We start from the raw sequence: 19,341 nt of genomic DNA on the forward strand, positions 1-19,341 counted from the left end.
GTTTGCTAAGTAGTTTTAAGAGATATGAAAGAACAAGATTGTCTGAGACGTTTTATTTTTGAGAAATTGGGTGTGCGAGGCGAATGGGTGCATTTGCGCGAAAGCCTTCAGCAGGTCAAGCAATTTCAAACGCTGGCAAATGATGCCGTTGATTCGCAATTAGGCCAGGCTCTGGCCGCTGTGGTGTTATTGTCGGCGACGGTTAAGTTCCAGGGTTCGATGATTTTGCAGGTACAGGGTGACGGCGACCTGAGAGCGCTGGTGGCGCAGTCCACCAATGAACGCAAGATACGCGGGTTGGTGCGCAGCGCCAACCGCGTCAGCGGTAGTAACTTAAAGGAGATGATGGGAGCGGGTCACCTGGTGTTGACCATTGAATCGGAAATTTCGGAGCCCTATCAAGGCATAGTGCCGCTGGAAGAGGATAGTTTGGCGGCGATGTTGCACACTTATTTCATGCAATCGGAACAGTTGGCGACGCGATTATGGCTATTTGCCAATAAAACGGAGGCCGTGGGTTTGTTGATTCAGGAACTTCCGGATCAGAAACACTACCAATCAGATTGGGAACGGATAGAAATGCTGGCCGATACGGTGACCGAAGAGGAGATGTTGAGACTGGACAGCGAGGAAATGCTTTATCGTCTGTTCAATGAAGAAAAGGTGCGTATATATGAGCCGGAATCGGTGACTTTCCAATGCAATTGTTCCCGGCAGAAAATCAGTGGCACCTTGTTGGCGTTGGGGCGCGAAGAGCTGGAGGCGATCTTCAAGGAGCGTGACGATATTGAAGTCGACTGCCAGTTTTGCGGCGAAAAGTACCGCTTCGATAAAGTGGATGTGGAAAATATATTGCTGAATCAGGCTATGGGGAAAGAGGGGGCGGACACGCAACATTAGCGTGTCAATGGCGGTCCGTTTTTTCATGCGCTTGGCGCGGATAACATGAGGGTGAAGGCTGCATGAGAAGAGGTCGGTTGCTATGAAAAACAAGCTCATTAAGCTATTAAGGTTGGGTCTGGTGTTCTGTTTGTTATCGACGATGACCGGTTGTTTCTACTGGTGGCGCGCTTATCAAACCTATTTGCAGATGGATGAGTTCGATGAACATTTCGCCATCAGCGTTAAAGACGACTTTACCGTGCATTTCAAGGATCCGATTCTGTTCAGCGAGGATTTCGTTTCGTTAGCCAAGCTTCATCCCAGCGCGACGGAAACAACGGGAGATGGCTCGTTATGGCGATACCGTTTCCGCAAGGTCGATGAACAGGGCAGCATCATGAGACCGGAAATCAAGTTTTCCTTCGCCTTAGTGTTTAACCGGGAGAACCGGATCGTGGCCTGGATCTTTTCGCCGCTGTTTTTGCAGATCGCTCCACCGGAATTCCTGGAGCTTTCGTTCCGATCCTTAGGCGGCGCGGAAATCAATCAGGGGAAGCGCCAGTTAAAGGTGGATACCGAGCACGTGCAGAAAATCAAAGCCGATTTGCCGCTTAAATCGGTGGTGGTGGCGCAATTAGGCGAACCTCTAGAGATAGAGGACCAGGGGGAACAGGAGGTTTATCGCTATCATTTTAAACTGGAGGCCTACGATGTTGAAGAAGGTTATGAGGACCGAACCTTGAGCGAGGTCAAACTGACTTTCGACAAACAAAGTCAAGCGTTGGTCAAAATGTCCGGACGTTTCGCCGGTCTGAAAATCTCCATCAATTACCGTAAATATCAGCAACACCGGGATGACGTTGGCAAGAGCGTTTGAGGCAAACGTCTAGGCCTATCGCTAAGCGCTCATAAATACAACCACTCGGCAAAACAGGCGGCCTGTCCCCGATAAAGGCCGTCGTCATCGCTTAGATTCCAGACCACCGCATTCCGGATCATGAAACGCCGTCCTTGCTTGGAGATGCGAACTCCCTGGTAATGATCGATAAAACCGTGACGGTCGACCTGGTCGAGCAGGCGTTGCCGTTCTTCTCGGTTTACCGGTTCGGCGGAGTAGCGAGACGGTGTCCGGGTAAATTCTTGCCAATCCATGCCGAATAGTTCCTGCGCCTTGCGATTGGCGTAATTAAAGATCGGATCGGCTTCCGTGTCGTGCGATACAACGGCAAAAGGAGCCTCGAACAATGCCCGAGCGAATGCCTTGCTGCCGCATTCGCCGCCGATCAACGGCCTATGCAGTAATTTTAGGTAGCTGTCGCCTAGCAGGGCGGCATGAGGCGCCTGGAAATCGTTTGCTTCGCTGGGATAATGCATTTGTCTGCTTTCAAGATTTTGATAACGGTCGATAAAACGTCGATGAGCGATCGTGGCCGGCCATGACATGAACTGAATTTTCGCATAAAACACGTATTCGTGTAATGACAGCAATTCCTAGTTTGAGCGTTTTAATGGTGTTTAGGTCTGGGGGCTGATGAGGGGCGCCGTTCACTCGGCATCTAAATTATCCTATAGCCCAAAAGCCATGGAATTTAGGCAGCAATTCCCATATTTGAGCGTTTTTGCTGTGTTTAGGGCCATGGGGTGTGTCTGTCGAGGAGCGCCGTTCACCCAGCACCTAAATTATGCTGGAATGTAAAATATAGTCCAGTAGCCATGGAATTTAGGTGCTGGGTAATGGGGCCCGGATTTCAACATGATAAAATTGACAGGAGAAGCAATGATCGATTGGAGCACTACTTACGCCGCAATTTGGCGCCAGCGCAACGAATATTTGCGTCCGGTGAGACAACTGGACCCGGTTCGTTTAGAGGATTTATTGGGCGTAGAAACGCAAAAGGAACAATTGGTCAATAATACGCAACGCTTTTTGTCTGGCAAGCCGGCTAATAACGCGTTGTTGTGGGGCGCGCGGGGGACGGGTAAATCATCTTTAATCAAAGCCTTGTTGAATGAGTTCAAAGAAAAGGGCTTGCGCATTATCGAAGTCGATAAGCAGGACCTGATCTATTTACCCGAGATTGTCGATGATATTCGTGAAGCCTCTCAGCGCTTTATTATTTTTTGCGATGATCTCTCTTTTGAAAGTCGAGAAACTCAGTACAAGGCGCTGAAAAGCGTGTTGGAAGGCTCCATTGAATTGCCTCCCGAAAATGTTCTGCTTTATGCGACCTCGAATCGTCGTCACTTGTTGCCAGAGCATATGGACGATAATCATGATACCCGGTTGATGCAGGGTGAATTGCATTATTCGGATGCCGTCGAGGAAAAAATTTCTTTATCGGACCGGTTCGGTTTGTGGTTGCCTTTTTATGCTCAGAAAACCGAGGCCTATCTTAATATCGTGGATCGCTATTTTGCCGATTATGAGGGGGACCGGATCGCCTTGCATCAGGCTGCTCTGGATTTCGCAAGTATGCGTGCGACGAAAAGCGGGAGGACCGCGAAACAATTTTATAATGCTTATGCATCGTGCAGTCGCAACAAATAATTTTCATGGTCGGAAGTGGTTCGACTTTTATCAGCTTATTTGGTCATAACTCTTGTTATGGGGTGAGCGCCTTCGTTGAATGCTGGATACGTTAGTTACGGTCGTTGCCATTCCGGTGTGATAGGCTTGTTTTTTCTGTCGTTTGTTAAGCCCTTAAACGTTCGTGACGGAGGAATTGTCCCAATAATGCCGAAACGAAAACTTCCTGAGCGAAGTCTAACTTGAATGCAGAAGGCGGGGGGGGGGCGTTACCATACGCCGGAATTTAACCAGAAGGACTGAAATAAACATGCATGCTGACAGCCATTTTTTTGTCGATCTTTTTGCGCTGCTTTCGGCGGCCGTCATTGCGGTGCCGATCTTCCATCGCCTAGGCTTGGGATCGGTGCTTGGCTATCTGTTCGCCGGCATGGTGCTGGGTCCCTGGGGGCTGTCAATCATCGATCAGGTTGATGATATTCGCCATTTTGCCGAATTCGGCGTGGTTTTTTTGCTGTTTCTGATCGGCATAGAGATGAAGCCGGCGCGTTTATGGATCATGCGGCGTTGGGTTTTTGGATTGGGCATGGCGCAAATATTGCTGACTGGCGCTATCTTGATGTTGATAGGCTTATGGCTGGACTTGCCGTTACGCTCCGCATTGATCGTCGGGATGGGGCTGGCCTTGTCATCGACCGCTTTTGGTTTACAGATTCTGTCTGAAAAAGCCGAGCTGACCAATGCCACCGGCCGCACCGCATTTTCAATATTGTTAATGCAGGATTTGGCCGTCGTGCCGTTGTTGACGATGGTGTCTTTGCTGGCCGGCGGCGCCGAACTCGGCGACAGTATCGGTTATGCAAGCATCAAGGCGTTTATGGCGATCGTATCGGTGGTGATTGCCGGACGTTATCTGCTGAATCCTTGCCTGGATAAAGTCGCCGCCAGCCGCAACTCGGAAGTTTTTATTGCCGCTGCCGTGTTGTTGGTGCTGGGGGCGGCCAAGTTGATGGAAACGGCGGGTCTGTCGATGGCCTTGGGCGCCTTTTTGGCCGGACTGATGCTGGCCGAGTCGCATTATCGCCATCAGATCGAGGCTGATATTCAACCGTTTCGTGGAATCTTACTGGGCTTGTTTTTCATGTCGGTAGGCATGAGTATCGAAGTGGGGGTGTTGTTGGATAGCCTCGGATCAATCGTTGGATTGGTGGTCTTGTTGATTGTCATTAAAGCCGGAGTGGTATGGCTATTGTGCCGAATCAGCAAACTGAATAACAATACCAGCTTGAAAGTTGCGTTGTTATTGTCCCAATCAGGTGAATTCGGTTTTGTGTTGTTTGGTTATGCCTTGATTTCTGGCCTGTTAATCGAACCTCGAGTTCAGGCCTTATCGATGATCATCGCTCTCAGCATGGTCGCCACCCCGTTGCTGGTCAAACTGGGAGACCAGCTGAGCTATTATCTGGAAGCTAAGAGACGCGATCAGCAAGCGCCGGAGTGTATCGACGAGCATAAACAGGATCATATCATCCTGGCCGGATTCGGCCGCGTGGGCAAGCGGGTGGCGTTTTTGATGGAAAGCGCGGGACTGACCTATGTGGCATTGGACTACGATCACCAAGAAGTCACCGAGGGTCGCTTAAACGGTTATCCGGTCTACTATGGTGACGCCAGCCGGCTGAAGGTCTTGAAGGCCGCTGGCGCCGATCGAGCCAGCATGTTGATCGTGGCCTTGGACAACATAGAACATGCCGAACGCCTGGTCGCCGTGGTGCGTCAAAACTATCCGAAGTTGCCGATACATGTTCGCGGCCGCAGTCTCAGTCATTGCGAAGTCTTGTTGAGCCATGGCGCCAATACCGCCGTTTCGGAAACGTTGGAAGCGAGTTTACGCCTCGCTGAATTAGCGTTGACCGACAGTGGCGTCGATCAACTGAAAACAAGTCAATTATTGAATGATTATCGGCACGGCTATTATCAGCGTTTGAAAAAAAAATATCTCTAGCTCGGCTGATTGATGAGTAGATGACGATTCGACCCAGTCAAGCCGGGTTAGCGGCGCCAATGTCCCGATTTTCCGCCTTCTTTTTCCAGCAATTGCACCGACTGAATGACCATGCCGCGGTCTACCGCCTTGCACATATCATAAATCGTTAGCAATGCCACCTGAGTAGCGTTTAGCGCTTCCATTTCGACACCGGTTTGGCCATGGGTCTTGACCGTGGTGAGGCAATGCACCCGGTCGCGTTCCGGTTGCGGCGTCAGCTTGATTTCCACATGGGTAATCGGCAGGGGATGGCATAGCGGAATTAGCTCGGCGGTTTTTTTGCTCGCCATGATGCCGGCGATGCGGGCCGTTCCCAAGACGTCGCCCTTTTTATGATTGCCGGCCATGATTAACTTCAGGGTATCGGCCTGCATTTCGATATAGCCTTCGGTGATGGCAGTCCGTTCGGTGATGGTCTTGTCGCCGACATCGACCATATGGACTTCGCCGGCTTGATTAAAATGCGTTAATTGCGTCATATTCAGGTAAAATTATAGATGATTCGGCGCGCTCAGGCTTAGCGGGTTAGAGCCCAGTTGAGCGCAGCCGCAATGTTGCAGCCCTATAGCCGGAATCTGATGATGAATTCTTGCTTTTATGCTGCTGTAATCCGATTATTCTATTATCGAGTGTAGGTCGATGTCGATTAAAGTCCGTTATTTTGCCAGCTTGAAGGAAAAACTGGGGCGAGCCGGGGATGAGTTGGATTCCGAGGGTGTCGCTTGTGTTCAGGATGTTTGGGTCAAGGCTAATCCTGACTTAGCATTGCCCGACAATGTATTGGCCGCCGTTAACATGGAATATGTGGCGTTGGCTGCAGCGGTCGACGATGGCGACGAAGTGGCTTTTTTTCCACCGGTGACCGGAGGTTGATGTGGAAGTCAGAGTCTGTTTGGAGGCGTTCGATCCCTGGCGGGAAATTCAGAATTATCAAGCCGAGATAGATCGGCTGGCCGGGCAATATGGGGCGACCAGTCTTTTTATCGGCACGATGCGCGATTTTAATGAAGGCGATGACGTCAAGGGGATGACGCTGGAGCACTACCCAGGCATGACCGAAAGGCAGTTGGAAAAGATTATCGAGCAGGCCGGGCAAAAGTGGCCCGTGCTGGAGGCCTTGCTAGTGCATCGGGTCGGCGATATTTTTCCGCATGATCCTATCGTCCTGGTGGCGGTGTGGACGTCGCACCGCGGCGATGCCTTCGATGCCTGCCGCTATATCATGGAGGCATTGAAAGCGCAGGCGCCATTCTGGAAAAAAGAGTTGCTGCTGTCCGGTCTAGAACGTTGGGTGGAGAAAAATACCGACGGTTATCAGAAATGACGCGGGATTGAACGGCGGCAATCCCGCGTCATGATGTTTATAAAGCCGGCTTTTTAATCAAAGCTTCGTAGCGAGCGATGCTTTCGGAGATTTCTTGTTTGGCTGCTGCAACGCCGGCCCAGCCTTCCAGGCTAACCCATTTGCCTTCTTCCAGGTCTTTATAATGTTCAAAAAAATGAGAGATTTTAGCCAGTTTGTCCGGCTGTATGTCCTGGTAGTTGTTGACATGGTTGTAATAGGGCGTTAACTCCGGGACGGGGACGGCGAGTAATTTGGGATCGGGGCCGGCTTCGTCGGTCATCTGCAGTACGCCAATCGGACGACACTCGACAACGCAGCCGCTCAACAGTGGCGCCGGAGTGATGACCATGACATCGACGGGGTCGCCGTCTTCGGAAAGACTTTGCGGAATATAACCGTAATTGCTCGGGTATTGCATCGCGGTTCCCATGAAGCGGTCCACCGTCAACGCGCCGCTGTATTTGTCCACTTCGTATTTGACCGGGTCGCTGAAGGCCGGGATTTCGATCACGACATTGATGATGTCGGGTATATTACTTCCCGGTGCGACTTTCGTAAAAGACATTCAGGTCCTCTTTGTCTAAATGAAAAAAAATGCCATTATATCAGCTGTTACTTATTAATTAGGGGGATTTTAGGTGTTAGGTTGTTTACGCAAAATGAAAACAGAATTAACCAGTCCGGTCACTTACCGGTTGCCGTTATCGGATCAACAGGTGGATTTGAATCCTCTGATCGGCCAAAAATTGACGCTGCGCCATAGTGGGCAAATATTTTGCGTACACTGCAACCGTAAAACCAATAAGAGTTTCAATCAAGGCTATTGCTATCCTTGTTTCACCACGCTGGCGCAATGCGACCTGTGCATCATGAAACCAGAAACTTGTCATTATGACAAGGGCACTTGCAGGGAGCCGGTCTGGGGTGAGAAACACTGTTTTCAACCGCATTATGTGTATCTGGCCAATTCCTCGGGTGTCAAAGTCGGGATTACCCGGCAGACTCAGATACCGACCCGCTGGATCGATCAAGGGGCGGTGCAGGCCTTGCCGGTCTTCAAAGTCCAGTCGCGCTATATTTCCGGGTTGGTTGAGGTCATTATCGCCAACCATGTCAGCGATAAGACCAGCTGGCAACGAATGCTGAAAAATCAGGTTGAACCGCTAGACTTGGCGGCGATCAGGGATGAACTGCTGATCGAATGCGAATCCGATCTGGCCGATATTAGCCGCCGATTTGGCGATCACGCGATCGCCTATCAGGCCGATGCCGATCAGATCGACATCGAATTCCCGGTGGCGGTTTATCCGACCAAGGTAAAGTCCTTCAATTTTGATAAACAAGGGGAAGTATCAGGCGTCCTGCAGGGCATTAAAGGCCAATATCTGATATTCGATAACGGCGTGATCAATATTCGCAAGTTCGCAGGCTACGAAGTCGAATTACAAGTGTAGCCGCCCTCGGCGCGACCTGCCGCGATTCGGCCCGAGGGCGGGCCTCCCACAGAGTTAGCGGCAAAGCCAGGCGGAAGGGGCTGTCGACCCACTTCGTTCGCAATCAGCGTGTATGTCGGCCGTTCGAACGGGGTGCCGGAGTTTGTTGATTGACAATTCGCAGGCCGGTCTCGTCGGCGCGGAAAGAGCTAATTTCTTGCCGGCCGGCTCATGTAGCTGTAATTGACAATGACGGTCCAGCTTTTGGAAGGGCTGAACGAGACCCTTTCCCAGGCGGCGATTTTAAAAATTTGCTGTTGGTCTTCGATGAAGGAATAATAGCCTATGCCTTCGTCATCGGTTTGGGTTAAGCGGCCGAAGGCCAGTAATGACGGTGAGTATTGGTTTTGTGGATCCAGGAATAAATTGCTGCCCAGGTAGCGGTTGTTTTTGTCATAAACGATCAAACCGTCTTCGCTGATGATCCAGATGTCACGCGAATGCCCAGGCAGCGCCGCCGTCATCGGGAACAAATCGGGTAAAGATTTTTCAGGGCTCATCACCGCTTCGAGCACATAGTCCACATGTTGGTTTTGGATGATAGGGGCGCGGAAAAACAGCCTTAAGCCCCGATTCTGCATTTCCGCCATCGGGGCTTTGAATTCCTGTTTACTGCTTTTCCAATGGGACGAAGACACGGAAGAAATGTTCGCCGCCGGCTTTACAGTAAAGCGTTCGAATTTAGGGTACTGGCTATGCAAGTCCGTTAATATCGCCTGGCTGTTAGCGGGGTCCTCCAGCTTGCTGGTTGCCAGTTGCCGGGCCGCCGCGTTTAAATCCGAAAACAATTGCGCGCTGCCCTCGTCAATCGCCGTGGCGATCAATTGGGCTTGTTTTTGCGCGGTCTCGCTGAAGGTGGTGATGGTGACCAGGGAGTTTTCGACCTTGGCTTTAGCTTGTTGCATCTTGATCGCATAATGCACGGAAAATCCGGCGCCGGCGAGGATCGCGGTTAGCAGAGCCAGGCTCATGAAAATCAAGGCCTTGTTGCGGGCTAGAAAGCGTCGCAGCAATTCTTTACGGCTGTATTCGTAGATATTGACGATGCGTCCATCGCGGAAGGCTTTTAATTGTTCGGCCATTTCCTTGGCATTGGCGAAGCGCAGATGGCGATTTTTTTGCAGCGCTTTGTTGCAGATGGCGACTAATTCCGGAGGCGCTGATTTTTCCAGCTTGTCGGGGTGAGGTGAGGGGCTATCGGAGCCGATTGCTTGCTGTATGGTGTCGAAATCGCCGCGATAAGGCAATTTGCCGGTGATGATGCGAAATAAGATTACGCCTAGACTGTAAACGTCGCTGCGTTTGTCGGCCTCGCCATTAAATTGTTCCGGCGCCATATAGCAGGGGGTTCCCAATGTCTCGGTGCTTAGCGCATCGTTCAAGGTATGGCGCTGGTGGCTCAGCGCTTCCCGATAAAAATAGGTGTTGTCGCCGGCATCGAGAACCTGCGCCAAGCCCCAATCCAGTACGATAGTTTCGCCGAATTCGCCGCGGATGATATTGCCGGGTTTCAGGTCGCGATGGATCACGCCTTTGGCATGCGCATAAGCTAAGGTTTCACTGACATCGATTAATATATCCAGTAATTTCAGGCGTTGAGCCAATTGCTTGTCGGATGCAAGCAAGGCGCAGTTTTTCAGCAGGGTTTCCAGCGTTTCCCCTCTGACATAGCGCATGACGTAATAAGGCGTGTCGCCTTTTTGCTTGTCCAGCGCGTAAATCGGGATGATGCCCGGGTGCTCCAATTTCCCGGTTAATTTAGCCTCATGAATGAAGGTGTTTTTAAGTTCTTCGGAATTGCTCGCCGACGATTCTTCGAAATCCAGCAGTTCTTTGATCGCGACTCGTCGGCCGATGCTTTCGTCATAGCCGAGAAAGACTCGACCCATGCCGCCTTGGCCGACGATGCCTTCGATTTTTAGCTGTTTGTTGTAGTACTCGCCGATCGCGGCGCTTTCTTTCTTGGGCGCGGCGATCCGGGTTCTATCATCATCCGGCTCAGAGTTTGCCGGGGCGGCTTGCTCATTCATCGGGCAGACGATAGCGTTGTTCTTGCTGGTAATAATCCTCAAAACCGACGGCCCTTGTCAGTTCTTGAAAGTCCATGGTCTGTGTTTGTTCGCCATTTTTTAAATCATGCAGCGACTGCTTCATGGCTTGTATAGACACGTTAAGCAGCGTCAGTGGATAGACGGCGATCTTGTAGCCCATTGCTTCCAAGTGTTGGTGAGACAATAGCGGGGTTTTGCCGTGCTCGATCAGGTTGGCGACCTTATGGCCGGGAACGCGCTTACAATATTCGCGCATTTCCTCGACACTTTCCGGTGCTTCGACAAAATTGATGTCGGCGCCGATCTCGTGAAACAATTGTGCGCGTTGGATTGCTTCTTCCAAGTCGTCGGTGGCGCGGGCATCGGTTCGGGCCATGATCAGGATATCGGCGCCTTCGTTGCGGGCGTCGACGGCGGCCTGGATGCGCATCGCCGCCTCGTCGCGACCGACCACGGCTTTGCCGCGGGTGTGGCCGCAACGTTTCGGAGCCACTTGGTCTTCCAGCATGATGCAGGCAAAGCCGGCCTGAACGTAGCCTTGCACGGTACGTTTGATGTTGATGGCGTTACCGAAACCGGTGTCGCCGTCACCCCAGATCGGAATCGAGACGGCGCTGCAGATATTACGGCCTTGATCCAGCAATTCGGCATAGCTGATCAGGCCGGTATCGGGTTGACCCAGGCGACTGGCGGAAACGGCGAAGCCGCTCATGAAAGCGGTTTCGAAGCCCGCTTGTTGGCATAGTTTCGCCGAGATGGCATCGTGACAGCCAGGCATCACCAGCAGGCCGGGACGGTTCAATAGTTCACGCAGTTTTTCGGCGGGCGTCGTTAGCTGTTTAGGCATCGGATGAGAGGCGGTTGCATTAAGGCGGATCGATAAATTACGCTGACGTAATCACGACGTTGCCGGATTTTTACAGCAATTCCCAGTTTGAGTATTTTTGCAGGGTTTAGGACATGGGGTGTGTCTGTCGAGGAGCGCCGTAAACCCATCCCTGGGGGCTTGACGACAGCATCCTTGCTGCCGACATCCTCGCCAAACACACCCCATGCCCTTTTTGAACGCCAAAGTGGGAATTGCTGGGATTTTTAAGAAAATTTCAATATTACTTAATAAACTAGTAAAATGATTGAATTGTTGACGAATTCGGCTAGACCCAGTAGTTTAGCTAACCTTTTCGTAAATTAAAACCAAGTGCTTTAGTCTGGAATTCTGTGGACTAGGTTTCTGGTAAAGTTTGGTCAGTATTTTGGGGATTAAAAATTGGAACTCAGTGGCGGAGAGATAGTTGTTCGTTGTCTTAAAGACGAAGGGGTAGAGTATATTTTCGGTTATCCTGGCGGTGCGGTATTACATCTATATGATGCAATTTTTCATCAGGATGACGTCAAACATATTCTAGTCAGGCATGAGCAGGGGGCGACCCATGCAGCCGATGCCTATGCGCGCGCAACCGGAAAGCCAGGCGTAGTCTTGGTGACTTCCGGTCCAGGCGCGACCAATGCCGTGACCGGCATTGCAACGGCTTATATGGATTCGATTCCGATGGTGATTATTTCCGGCCAGGTGCATACGCCGGTCATCGGTAGTGACGCCTTTCAGGAAGTCGATACGGTAGGCATCACCCGACCCTGCGTTAAGCACAATTTCTTGGTCAAAAATGTCGCCGATCTGGCGGAAACGATCAAAAAAGCCTTTTATGTCGCCACCACGGGGCGCCCGGGACCGGTCCTAGTCGACGTGCCCAAGGACATTACCGATCCGAACATCAAGATCCCGTATAAGTATCCTAAGAAGGTCTCTATGCGTTCCTATAATCCGGCGGTCAGCGGGCATAAGGGACAGATCAAGAAAGCCGTGGATCTATTGTTGTCGGCGCAACGACCGATGATTTATTCTGGCGGCGGCGTGGTGCTGGGCGAGGCTAGCAAGGAGTTGACCGAGCTGACGCATACACTGGGCTATCCGATTACCAATACCTTGATGGGATTGGGCGCTTATCCTGCGACCGACAAGCAATTCGTCGGCATGCTAGGTATGCACGGCACCTATGAGGCCAATATGGCCATGCATGAAAGCGATGTGATTTTGGCGGTGGGCGCGCGTTTCGATGACCGGGTGACCGGCAAGTTGGCCGAATTCTGTCCTTACGCCAAGATTATCCATATCGATGTCGACCCTGCTTCGATTTCCAAAACCGTCAAGGTCGATATCCCGATCGTCGGTCAGGTCCAGCCTGTGTTGGAGCAAATGATCGAATTGATCAAGAATGGTAAGAAGAAACCGTCGAAAAGCGCGCTGGAAACCTGGTGGGGCCATATCGAAAAATGGCGTTCGATCCACTGCTTGGAATACGATCGGGAAAGCCGCTCTATCAAGCCGCAATACGTGGTTGAGCAATTGTATGAGGTAACCAAGGGCGACGCCTATATCACCTCCGATGTCGGCCAGCATCAGATGTATGCGGCGCAATATTATCATTTTGATAAACCGCGACGCTGGATTAACTCCGGCGGCCTGGGCACGATGGGGTTTGGTTTGCCTGCGGCGATCGGCGTAAAGCTAGCGTTTCCAGAAGCCGATGTGGCCTGTATCACCGGCGAGGCCAGCATTCAGATGTGTATTCAGGAGTTGTCGACGGCACTGCAGTACAATACGCCGGTCAAGATCATCAACCTGAACAACCGGTACATGGGGATGGTGAGGCAGTGGCAGGAGTTCTCCTATCAGAGTCGTTATTCGCATTCCTATATGGATACGATTCCCGACTTCGTCAAATTGGCCGAGGCTTATGGTCATGTCGGCATCCGGGTGGAAAAACCGGAAGATGTCAGAGGCGCGCTGGAGCAGGCGTTTGCGATGAAAGATCGTACCGTGTTTCTGGACTTCATGACTGATAGGACTGAAAACGTATATCCAATGATCGAGGCCGGTAAGGCTCATCATGAAATGAAGCTGAGAATGGCGCCGGGCACCCCGGTAGACAGGGAGTTATCATAATGAGGCATATTATTTCTATTCTGATAGAAAATGAAGCGGGGGCCTTGTCCAGGGTGGCGGGGCTGTTTTCCGCTCGCGGTTACAATATCGAGTCGTTGACGGTGGCGCCGACCGAGGACGCCAGCTTGTCGCGCATGACATTGGTGACGCGGGGCAATGATCAGATCATCGAACAGATTACCAAGCAATTGAATAAGCTGGTCGATGTGGTCAAATTGATCGATTTGGCCGAATCGGTTCATGTCGAACGCGAACTGATGCTGATGAAGGTCAAAGCCACCGACGCCAGTCGCGAGGAGGTGAAGCGCATGGTGGATATTTTTCGCGGCAAAATCATCGATGTTACCGCCAGCAGTTATGTTATCGAAATGACGGGAACTTCCGATAAACTGGACGCCTTTGTCAAGGGATTGGCTGAAGACAGCATCATCGAGGTGGTGCGGTCCGGGTCGACCGGTATTTCGCGCGGCGAAAAAGGTTTACATTTATAAGCGGCTTTTTGTTTGAAGTCCGCATCACACATTTTATTAAAATTAGGAAACGAGAAAACTCATGCAAGTTTATTACGATAAAGACGCTGACCTTTCCATTATCAAAGGTAAAAAAGTCGCGATTATTGGTTATGGCTCACAAGGCCACGCTCATGCAAACAACCTGAAAGACTCCGGTGTTGACGTTGTGGTTGGTTTGCGTGCGGGTTCTGCATCGGTGGCGAAAGCCGAAGCCTCGGGACTGACTGTTAAAACGGTGCCAGAAGCCGTCGCCAGCGCCGATGTCGTGATGATCCTGACTCCCGATGAATTTCAATCGCAATTGTATAAACAAGAAATTGAGCCTAACCTGAAGCAAGGCGCTGCCCTGGCTTTCGCGCATGGTTTTGCGATCCTTTATAACCAAATCGTGCCGCGCGCCGATCTGGACGTGATCATGATCGCTCCGAAAGCGCCGGGCCACACCGTACGTTCCGAATTCGTCCGCGGCGGCGGTATTCCCGATCTGATCGCGATCCAGCAGGATGCTTCCGGCACCGCGAAAGATATTTGTTTGTCTTATGCGTCTGCGATCGGCGGCGGTCGTTCCGGCATCATCGAAACGACATTCCGTGACGAAACCGAAACCGACCTGTTCGGCGAACAAGCGGTGTTATGCGGCGGCGCTGTCGAGTTGGTCAAAGCGGGTTTCGAGACGCTGGTGGAAGCCGGTTATGAACCGGAAATGGCTTATTTCGAGTGTCTGCACGAACTGAAACTGATCGTAGATCTGATGTTCGAAGGCGGGATCGCCAACATGAACTATTCGATCTCCAACAACGCCGAGTATGGCGAATACGTCACCGGTCCGCGCGTAATCAACGAAGAAAGCCGCTGGGCGATGCGTGAAGCGTTGCAAAACATCCAAAGTGGTGATTACGCGAAACGCTTCATCATGGAGGGCATGACCAATTATCCGGAAATGACCGCCCGTCGCCGTCTGAACGCGGAACATCCGATCGAGCAAGTCGGCGAAAAACTACGCGCGATGATGCCTTGGATCGAAGCCAACAAAATCGTTGATAAATCGAAAAATTAATTTGCCGATTGATAGGGTGCTATGTGCTTGTTAATCGATTGGATTGGCTAAATTATGTAGCGTTGTCATAAAAACGAAAGACGAAAGACGAAAGACGCAAAAGGTTTGGCTCTTTTGGGCCTTGTGTCTTTAGTCTTTTGCCTGGTTAATTCTAAGCTAGGTGTTTACTGCTTTCACTAGGCTTATTTAGATTTAAATATTTAACCTTCAAGAATAAATTCATCATGAGTAAACCAAACAGAGTTGCAATTTTAACGGCAGGCGGTCTGGCGCCCTGCCTGAACTCGGCCATCGGCAGCCTGATCGAACGTTATAGCGAAATCGATCCCAGCATCGATATCATTTGTTATCGCGGCGGTTACAAGGGCTTGCTGAAAGGCGATTATTATCAAGTGACGCCTGAAATTCGCAAAAATGCCGGCCTGCTGCAGCGGTTCGGCGGCTCCGCGATCGGCAACAGCCGGGTTAAACTGACCAACGTCAAAGACTGCATCAAACGCGGCCTGGTCAAAGAAGGTGAGGATCCCCAAAAAGTCGCCGCCGACCAATTGGTCAAAGATGGTGTCGACGTGTTGCATACCATCGGCGGTGACGATACCAACACGGCGGCGGCCGATTTGGCGGCGTTCTTGGCGAAAAATGATTACGGCCTGACCGTGATCGGTTTGCCAAAAACGATCGATAACGACGTATTCCCGATTAAACAGTCCCTGGGCGCCTGGACTGCCGCCGAACAAGGCGCGCAATATTTCCAAAACGTCGTGGCGGAAAACAATGCTAATCCGCGCATGTTGATCGTTCATGAGGTGATGGGGCGTAACTGCGGTTGGTTGACCGCGGCCACTGCTAAGGAATACCGGAAGCTGCTGGATCGTTCCGAATGGTTGCCAGAAATTGGTTTGGATCGTGACGCGTTTGAAGTTCATGGCGTGTTTATTCCGGAAATGGAAATCGATCTGGCGGCTGAAGCGAAGCGTCTGCGTGAAGTGATGGACAAGGTTGATTGCGTCAACATCTTTATTTCCGAAGGCGCCGGTGTTGACGCCATCGTCGAAGAGTTGCAGGCGAAGGGGCAGGAAGTGCCGCGTGACGCCTTCGGCCATATCAAGCTGGATGCCGTCAATCCGGGCAAATGGTTTGCCGAGCAGTTTTCCGAAATGATCGGCGCGGAAAAAACCCTGGTGCAAAAATCCGGTTATTTCTCTCGCGCTTCCGCGGCCAACATCGAAGACATGCGTTTGATCAAATCCTGCGCCGACTTGGCGGTTGAATGCGCATACCGCCGTGAATCCGGTGTGATGGGGCATGATGAGGATCAAAACGATGTCTTGCGCGCGATCGAATTCCCGCGCATCAAAGGTGGCAAACCTTTCGATATAAACACCGATTGGTTTACCGAAATATTGACGGCGATCGGCCAAAACAAAGGCGCCAAAGTCGATGTCAGTCATTAATTGATGTCATTTCCGCCTTAGCGCAAAAAAGCCCGTCTCGTCGATGGGCTTTTTTGTGTCATAAGAATTTCACTTTGTTTGCCCGCATAAATCAGTACAATGTAGACCTTCGATTTTAAGGCGCGCTATCAACAATATAAAAATTATGAGTCAGAAAAAATCAACGATTCGTCACCGCGGAATCTATTTGCTGCCCAATCTGTTCACTACGGGGGCTATGTTTGCCGGATTTTATGCGATTGCATCGGCGATTAATGGTCGCTATGAATCTGCGGCGGTGGCGCTGTTTGTTGCGATGATTCTGGATGGATTGGATGGGCGCGTCGCGCGCTTGACCAATACCCAGAGCGAATTCGGGGTGCAGTATGACAGCTTGTCCGACATGGTGTCGTTTGGCGTCGCGCCGGCGCTGGTGATGTACTTATGGGCCTTCGGCAGTCTTGGCAAATTAGGGTTGTTTGCGGCTTTTGTCCATATGGCCGGCGGCGCATTGAGATTGGCGCGCTTCAATACCCAAGTCGAGGTTGCCGATAAACGTTATTTTCAGGGACTCCCCAGTCCGGCAGCGGCGGCGATCCTGGCCGGCGGTTTATGGATCAGCCTGGAATACGGTTATGATGTCGAAACGATCAAATATCTGGTGTTGATTGTCACGATCTGCACCGGACTGCTGATGGTCAGTAATTTTCGTTATTCCAGTTTTAAAGAGATCGATCTGAAAGGGCGGGTGCCTTTTGTCGCGGCGATCGCGATCATGCTGGCGATCGGTTTCGTCATGGCCCAGCCGCAGACCATGTTGTTTCTGCTGGCGGTGGGATATGCGATCTCCGGACCCGTGGTGACGCTGGTGATGCGGAGAAAGTGGCATAACCGAAAACAGGAATCCTGATGGCGTGTTTAGGCGCAATTAACTTGCAGGCTATTGCTGCATGGGACGTCGCATCTAGCGTCAAACATCGGCAATGATTAGTTTGAGCATTTTCACAGCGTTAAACGCATGGGGATTGCTGTCGAGGAACGTCGTAAACCCATCCATGGGGGCTTGACGGCAGCATCTGACCACCAGGGAAGGTGGAAATGCAGATTTTGCAGGAGCAAAAATCTGCCCTGTCGCCGACATCCTCGTCAAATACATCTCAAGCCCTCTTAGGTATCCAAATTGAGAACTACTGTCAAACATGGCTTGTCGCACGCAGGGCAATGCAGTATAGTAAGCTATTATGAATATTTCTCACCAAGCGATACAACATAGCCATTGCTCATTGCCGATATTCGGCACGCTAGACGTGTATGCGCTCTTCGCCCTCTCTCTTAGACTCCTGCCCTAACGGGCTGCGAATCTATCTACATACATCAATTATAAACCGATTTTTTTTAGTCGACCCTCGGGTTGAGATTTCTTCATGAATGGAGCCATCATGAAAGACAAGTTAATTATTTTTGATACCACCTTGCGCGATGGCGAGCAAAGCCCCGGCGCATCGATGACGCGTGATGAAAAAGTCAGAATCGCCAAGGCGCTTGAACGCATGAGAGTGGATGTCATCGAAGCCGGCTTTCCGGCTGCCAGTCAAGGCGATTTCGCATCGGTACAGGCTGTCGCCGACGTCATTAAAGACAGCACGGTGTGCGGTTTGGCCAGGGCGCTGGACAAAGATATCGACAAGGCCGGCGAGGCATTGCAAGGCGCCAATAGTTCGCGCATCCACACGTTTATCGCCACTTCGCCGATTCACATGCAGATGAAGCTGCAGATGGAACCCGAGCAGGTGATCGAATATGCGGTGCGGGCGGTCAAAAGGGCCCGGCAATATACCGATAATGTCGAATTTTCTCCGGAAGACGCCGGACGCTCGGAAGAGGACTTTTTGTGTCGGATTCTCGAGGCGGTGATCGATGCCGGGGCGACGACGTTGAATATTCCCGATACCGTCGGTTACAGTGTGCCGCATCAGTTCGGCGCTACGATAGGCAATTTAATCCAACGCATACCGAATTCCGACAAAGCCGTTTTTTCCGTGCATTGCCATAATGATTTGGGCTTGGCTGTGGCCAACTCGCTGGCGGCGGTGATGAATGGCGCGCGCCAGATTGAATGTACCGTCAACGGTTTGGGCGAGCGGGCCGGTAATGCGGCGCTGGAAGAAGTGGTGATGGCGGTGCGGACGCGGCAGGACATTTTTCCTTGTCAAACCGGGCTGGATACCCGGGAAATTGTCACCTGCTCCAAATTGGTTTCGACGATTACCGGTTTTCCGGTGCAACCAAACAAGGCGATCGTCGGCGCCAACGCCTTCGCCCACGAGTCGGGGATACATCAGGACGGCGTGTTAAAGAGCCGCGAAACCTACGAGATCATGCAGGCGGAAGATGTCGGATGGACGGCCAATCGCATGGTATTGGGCAAACATTCCGGGCGCAATGCCTTCAAGAGCCGGATGACCGAGCTGGGCTTTCAATTCCACAGCGAAGCGGAATTGAACGACGCGTTTTTCCGTTTCAAGCAATTGGCCGATAAGAAGCACGATATCTTCGATGAAGATTTGCAGGCGTTGATTTCCGAAGTCAGCATCGCCGCCGAGGAAGAGAATGTCAAACTGCTTTCCTTGAAGGTTTGCTCGGAAACTGGAGAAACCCCCAGCGCCACAGTGACATTGAGAATCGGCAACGAGGAGTTGACCGGCAGTTCCAACGGCGGCGGCGCGGTCGACGCAAGTCTGAAAGCGATTGAAAGTCTGGTTAAAACCGGCGCCACGTTGGAATTGTACTCGGTCAATAACATAACCACCGGCACCGATGCTCAGGGCGAAGTGACGGTGCGTCTGGATAAGGCCGGACGGATTGTAAATGGACTCGGGGCCGATACCGATATCGTCATCGCTTCGGCCAAGGCATATATCAATGCCGTCAATAAACTGCAATCGGCCAGACAGAGACAGCACCCGCAAACAGGCGATGTTTAACTAGCG

General features: G+C 51.4%; 18 protein-coding genes. 13 read left to right on the top strand and 5 right to left on the bottom strand.

From position 1 onward, the window contains the following. Positions 1-24 precede the first annotated feature (24 nt). Together hslO and Q9L42_RS08880 are read left to right on the top strand one after the other, a co-directional pair. Positions 25-900 (top strand): Hsp33 family molecular chaperone HslO, encoded by an 876-nt coding sequence (gene hslO / locus Q9L42_RS08875; RefSeq protein ID WP_305908798.1) that lies wholly within the window; start codon positions 25-27, stop codon positions 898-900. A gap of 82 nt (positions 901-982) precedes the next feature. Beyond that, entirely contained in the window at positions 983-1,759 is a 777-nt protein-coding gene (locus Q9L42_RS08880; protein WP_305908797.1) for a hypothetical protein, read from the top strand. Between the two features lie 29 nt (positions 1,760-1,788). Here the strand turns inward: Q9L42_RS08880 and Q9L42_RS08885 are convergent, their stop codons facing one another. Then, positions 1,789-2,325 (bottom strand): MEKHLA domain-containing protein, encoded by a 537-nt coding sequence (locus Q9L42_RS08885; protein ID WP_349432651.1) that lies wholly within the window; start codon positions 2,323-2,325, stop codon positions 1,789-1,791. 334 nt (positions 2,326-2,659) lie between these two features. Between Q9L42_RS08885 and Q9L42_RS08890 the strand changes: the two genes are divergently transcribed. Together Q9L42_RS08890 and Q9L42_RS08895 are read left to right on the top strand one after the other, a co-directional pair. Continuing rightward, positions 2,660-3,430 (top strand): ATP-binding protein, encoded by a 771-nt coding sequence (locus tag Q9L42_RS08890; protein WP_305910248.1) that lies wholly within the window; start codon positions 2,660-2,662, stop codon positions 3,428-3,430. 289 nt (positions 3,431-3,719) lie between these two features. Further along, entirely contained in the window at positions 3,720-5,414 is a 1,695-nt protein-coding gene (locus Q9L42_RS08895) for a monovalent cation:proton antiporter-2 (CPA2) family protein (protein WP_349432652.1), read from the top strand. Positions 5,415-5,461: 47 nt separating this feature from the next. Here Q9L42_RS08895 and moaC read toward each other — a convergent pair whose 3' ends face one another. Continuing rightward, positions 5,462-5,935, bottom strand: a complete 474-nt coding sequence (gene moaC, locus Q9L42_RS08900; RefSeq protein WP_305908795.1) for a cyclic pyranopterin monophosphate synthase MoaC — start codon at positions 5,933-5,935, stop codon at positions 5,462-5,464. Between the two features lie 160 nt (positions 5,936-6,095). Here moaC and Q9L42_RS08905 point away from each other — a divergent pair, with 160 nt between their 5' ends. Beyond that, entirely contained in the window at positions 6,096-6,329 is a 234-nt protein-coding gene (locus tag Q9L42_RS08905) for a MoaD/ThiS family protein (protein WP_349432653.1), read from the top strand. A 1-nt stretch (position 6,330) separates the two neighbouring features. Beyond that, entirely contained in the window at positions 6,331-6,780 is a 450-nt protein-coding gene (locus Q9L42_RS08910; protein ID WP_305908794.1) for a molybdenum cofactor biosynthesis protein MoaE, read from the top strand. 37 nt (positions 6,781-6,817) lie between these two features. Here the strand turns inward: Q9L42_RS08910 and ppa are convergent, their stop codons facing one another. After that, on the bottom strand, positions 6,818-7,366 hold the full coding sequence (ppa, locus tag Q9L42_RS08915; RefSeq protein ID WP_305908793.1) for an inorganic diphosphatase: 549 nt from the start codon (positions 7,364-7,366) through the stop codon (positions 6,818-6,820). Positions 7,367-7,460: 94 nt separating this feature from the next. Between ppa and Q9L42_RS08920 the strand changes: the two genes are divergently transcribed. Then, on the top strand, positions 7,461-8,255 hold the full coding sequence (locus Q9L42_RS08920; RefSeq protein WP_305908792.1) for a DUF2797 domain-containing protein: 795 nt from the start codon (positions 7,461-7,463) through the stop codon (positions 8,253-8,255). Between the two features lie 188 nt (positions 8,256-8,443). Here the strand turns inward: Q9L42_RS08920 and Q9L42_RS08925 are convergent, their stop codons facing one another. Both Q9L42_RS08925 and Q9L42_RS08930 read right to left on the bottom strand, forming a co-directional pair. Beyond that, positions 8,444-10,366: a serine/threonine protein kinase gene (locus tag Q9L42_RS08925; RefSeq protein WP_349432654.1), complete on the bottom strand. Its 1,923-nt coding sequence runs from the start codon at positions 10,364-10,366 to the stop codon at positions 8,444-8,446. Further along, on the bottom strand, positions 10,317-11,192 hold the full coding sequence (locus Q9L42_RS08930) for an isocitrate lyase/PEP mutase family protein (protein ID WP_305908790.1): 876 nt from the start codon (positions 11,190-11,192) through the stop codon (positions 10,317-10,319). Before Q9L42_RS08930 ends, Q9L42_RS08925 begins: the two co-directional genes overlap by 50 nt. Before the next feature lie 420 nt (positions 11,193-11,612). Between Q9L42_RS08930 and Q9L42_RS08935 the strand changes: the two genes are divergently transcribed. From Q9L42_RS08935 to Q9L42_RS08960, 6 genes are all read left to right on the top strand, one after another. Beyond that, a complete protein-coding gene (locus Q9L42_RS08935; RefSeq protein ID WP_305908789.1) occupies positions 11,613-13,349 on the top strand; it encodes an acetolactate synthase 3 large subunit in 1,737 nt (578 codons plus the stop codon). Further along, complete coding sequence (gene ilvN, locus Q9L42_RS08940; RefSeq protein ID WP_305908788.1) at positions 13,349-13,840, top strand: acetolactate synthase small subunit; 492 nt, start codon at positions 13,349-13,351, stop codon at positions 13,838-13,840. Before Q9L42_RS08935 ends, ilvN begins: the two co-directional genes overlap by 1 nt. 61 nt (positions 13,841-13,901) lie before the next feature. Beyond that, positions 13,902-14,918: a ketol-acid reductoisomerase gene (ilvC, locus tag Q9L42_RS08945; protein ID WP_305908787.1), complete on the top strand. Its 1,017-nt coding sequence runs from the start codon at positions 13,902-13,904 to the stop codon at positions 14,916-14,918. A gap of 224 nt (positions 14,919-15,142) precedes the next feature. Then, the gene (locus Q9L42_RS08950; protein WP_305908786.1) at positions 15,143-16,372 is read left to right on the top strand and encodes a pyrophosphate--fructose-6-phosphate 1-phosphotransferase; all 1,230 of its coding nucleotides are present in this window, start codon (positions 15,143-15,145) and stop codon (positions 16,370-16,372) included. A 145-nt stretch (positions 16,373-16,517) separates the two neighbouring features. Next, positions 16,518-17,261: a CDP-diacylglycerol--serine O-phosphatidyltransferase gene (gene pssA / locus Q9L42_RS08955; protein ID WP_349432655.1), complete on the top strand. Its 744-nt coding sequence runs from the start codon at positions 16,518-16,520 to the stop codon at positions 17,259-17,261. 529 nt (positions 17,262-17,790) lie between these two features. Continuing rightward, a complete protein-coding gene (locus Q9L42_RS08960) occupies positions 17,791-19,335 on the top strand; it encodes a 2-isopropylmalate synthase (RefSeq protein ID WP_305908785.1) in 1,545 nt (514 codons plus the stop codon). The last annotated feature ends 6 nt before the right edge of the window (positions 19,336-19,341 follow it).

Origin of the sequence: Methylomarinum sp. Ch1-1 (assembly GCF_030717995.2) — a bacterium.
GTDB classification, from domain to species: Bacteria; Pseudomonadota; Gammaproteobacteria; order Methylococcales; family Methylomonadaceae; genus Methylomarinum; species Methylomarinum roseum.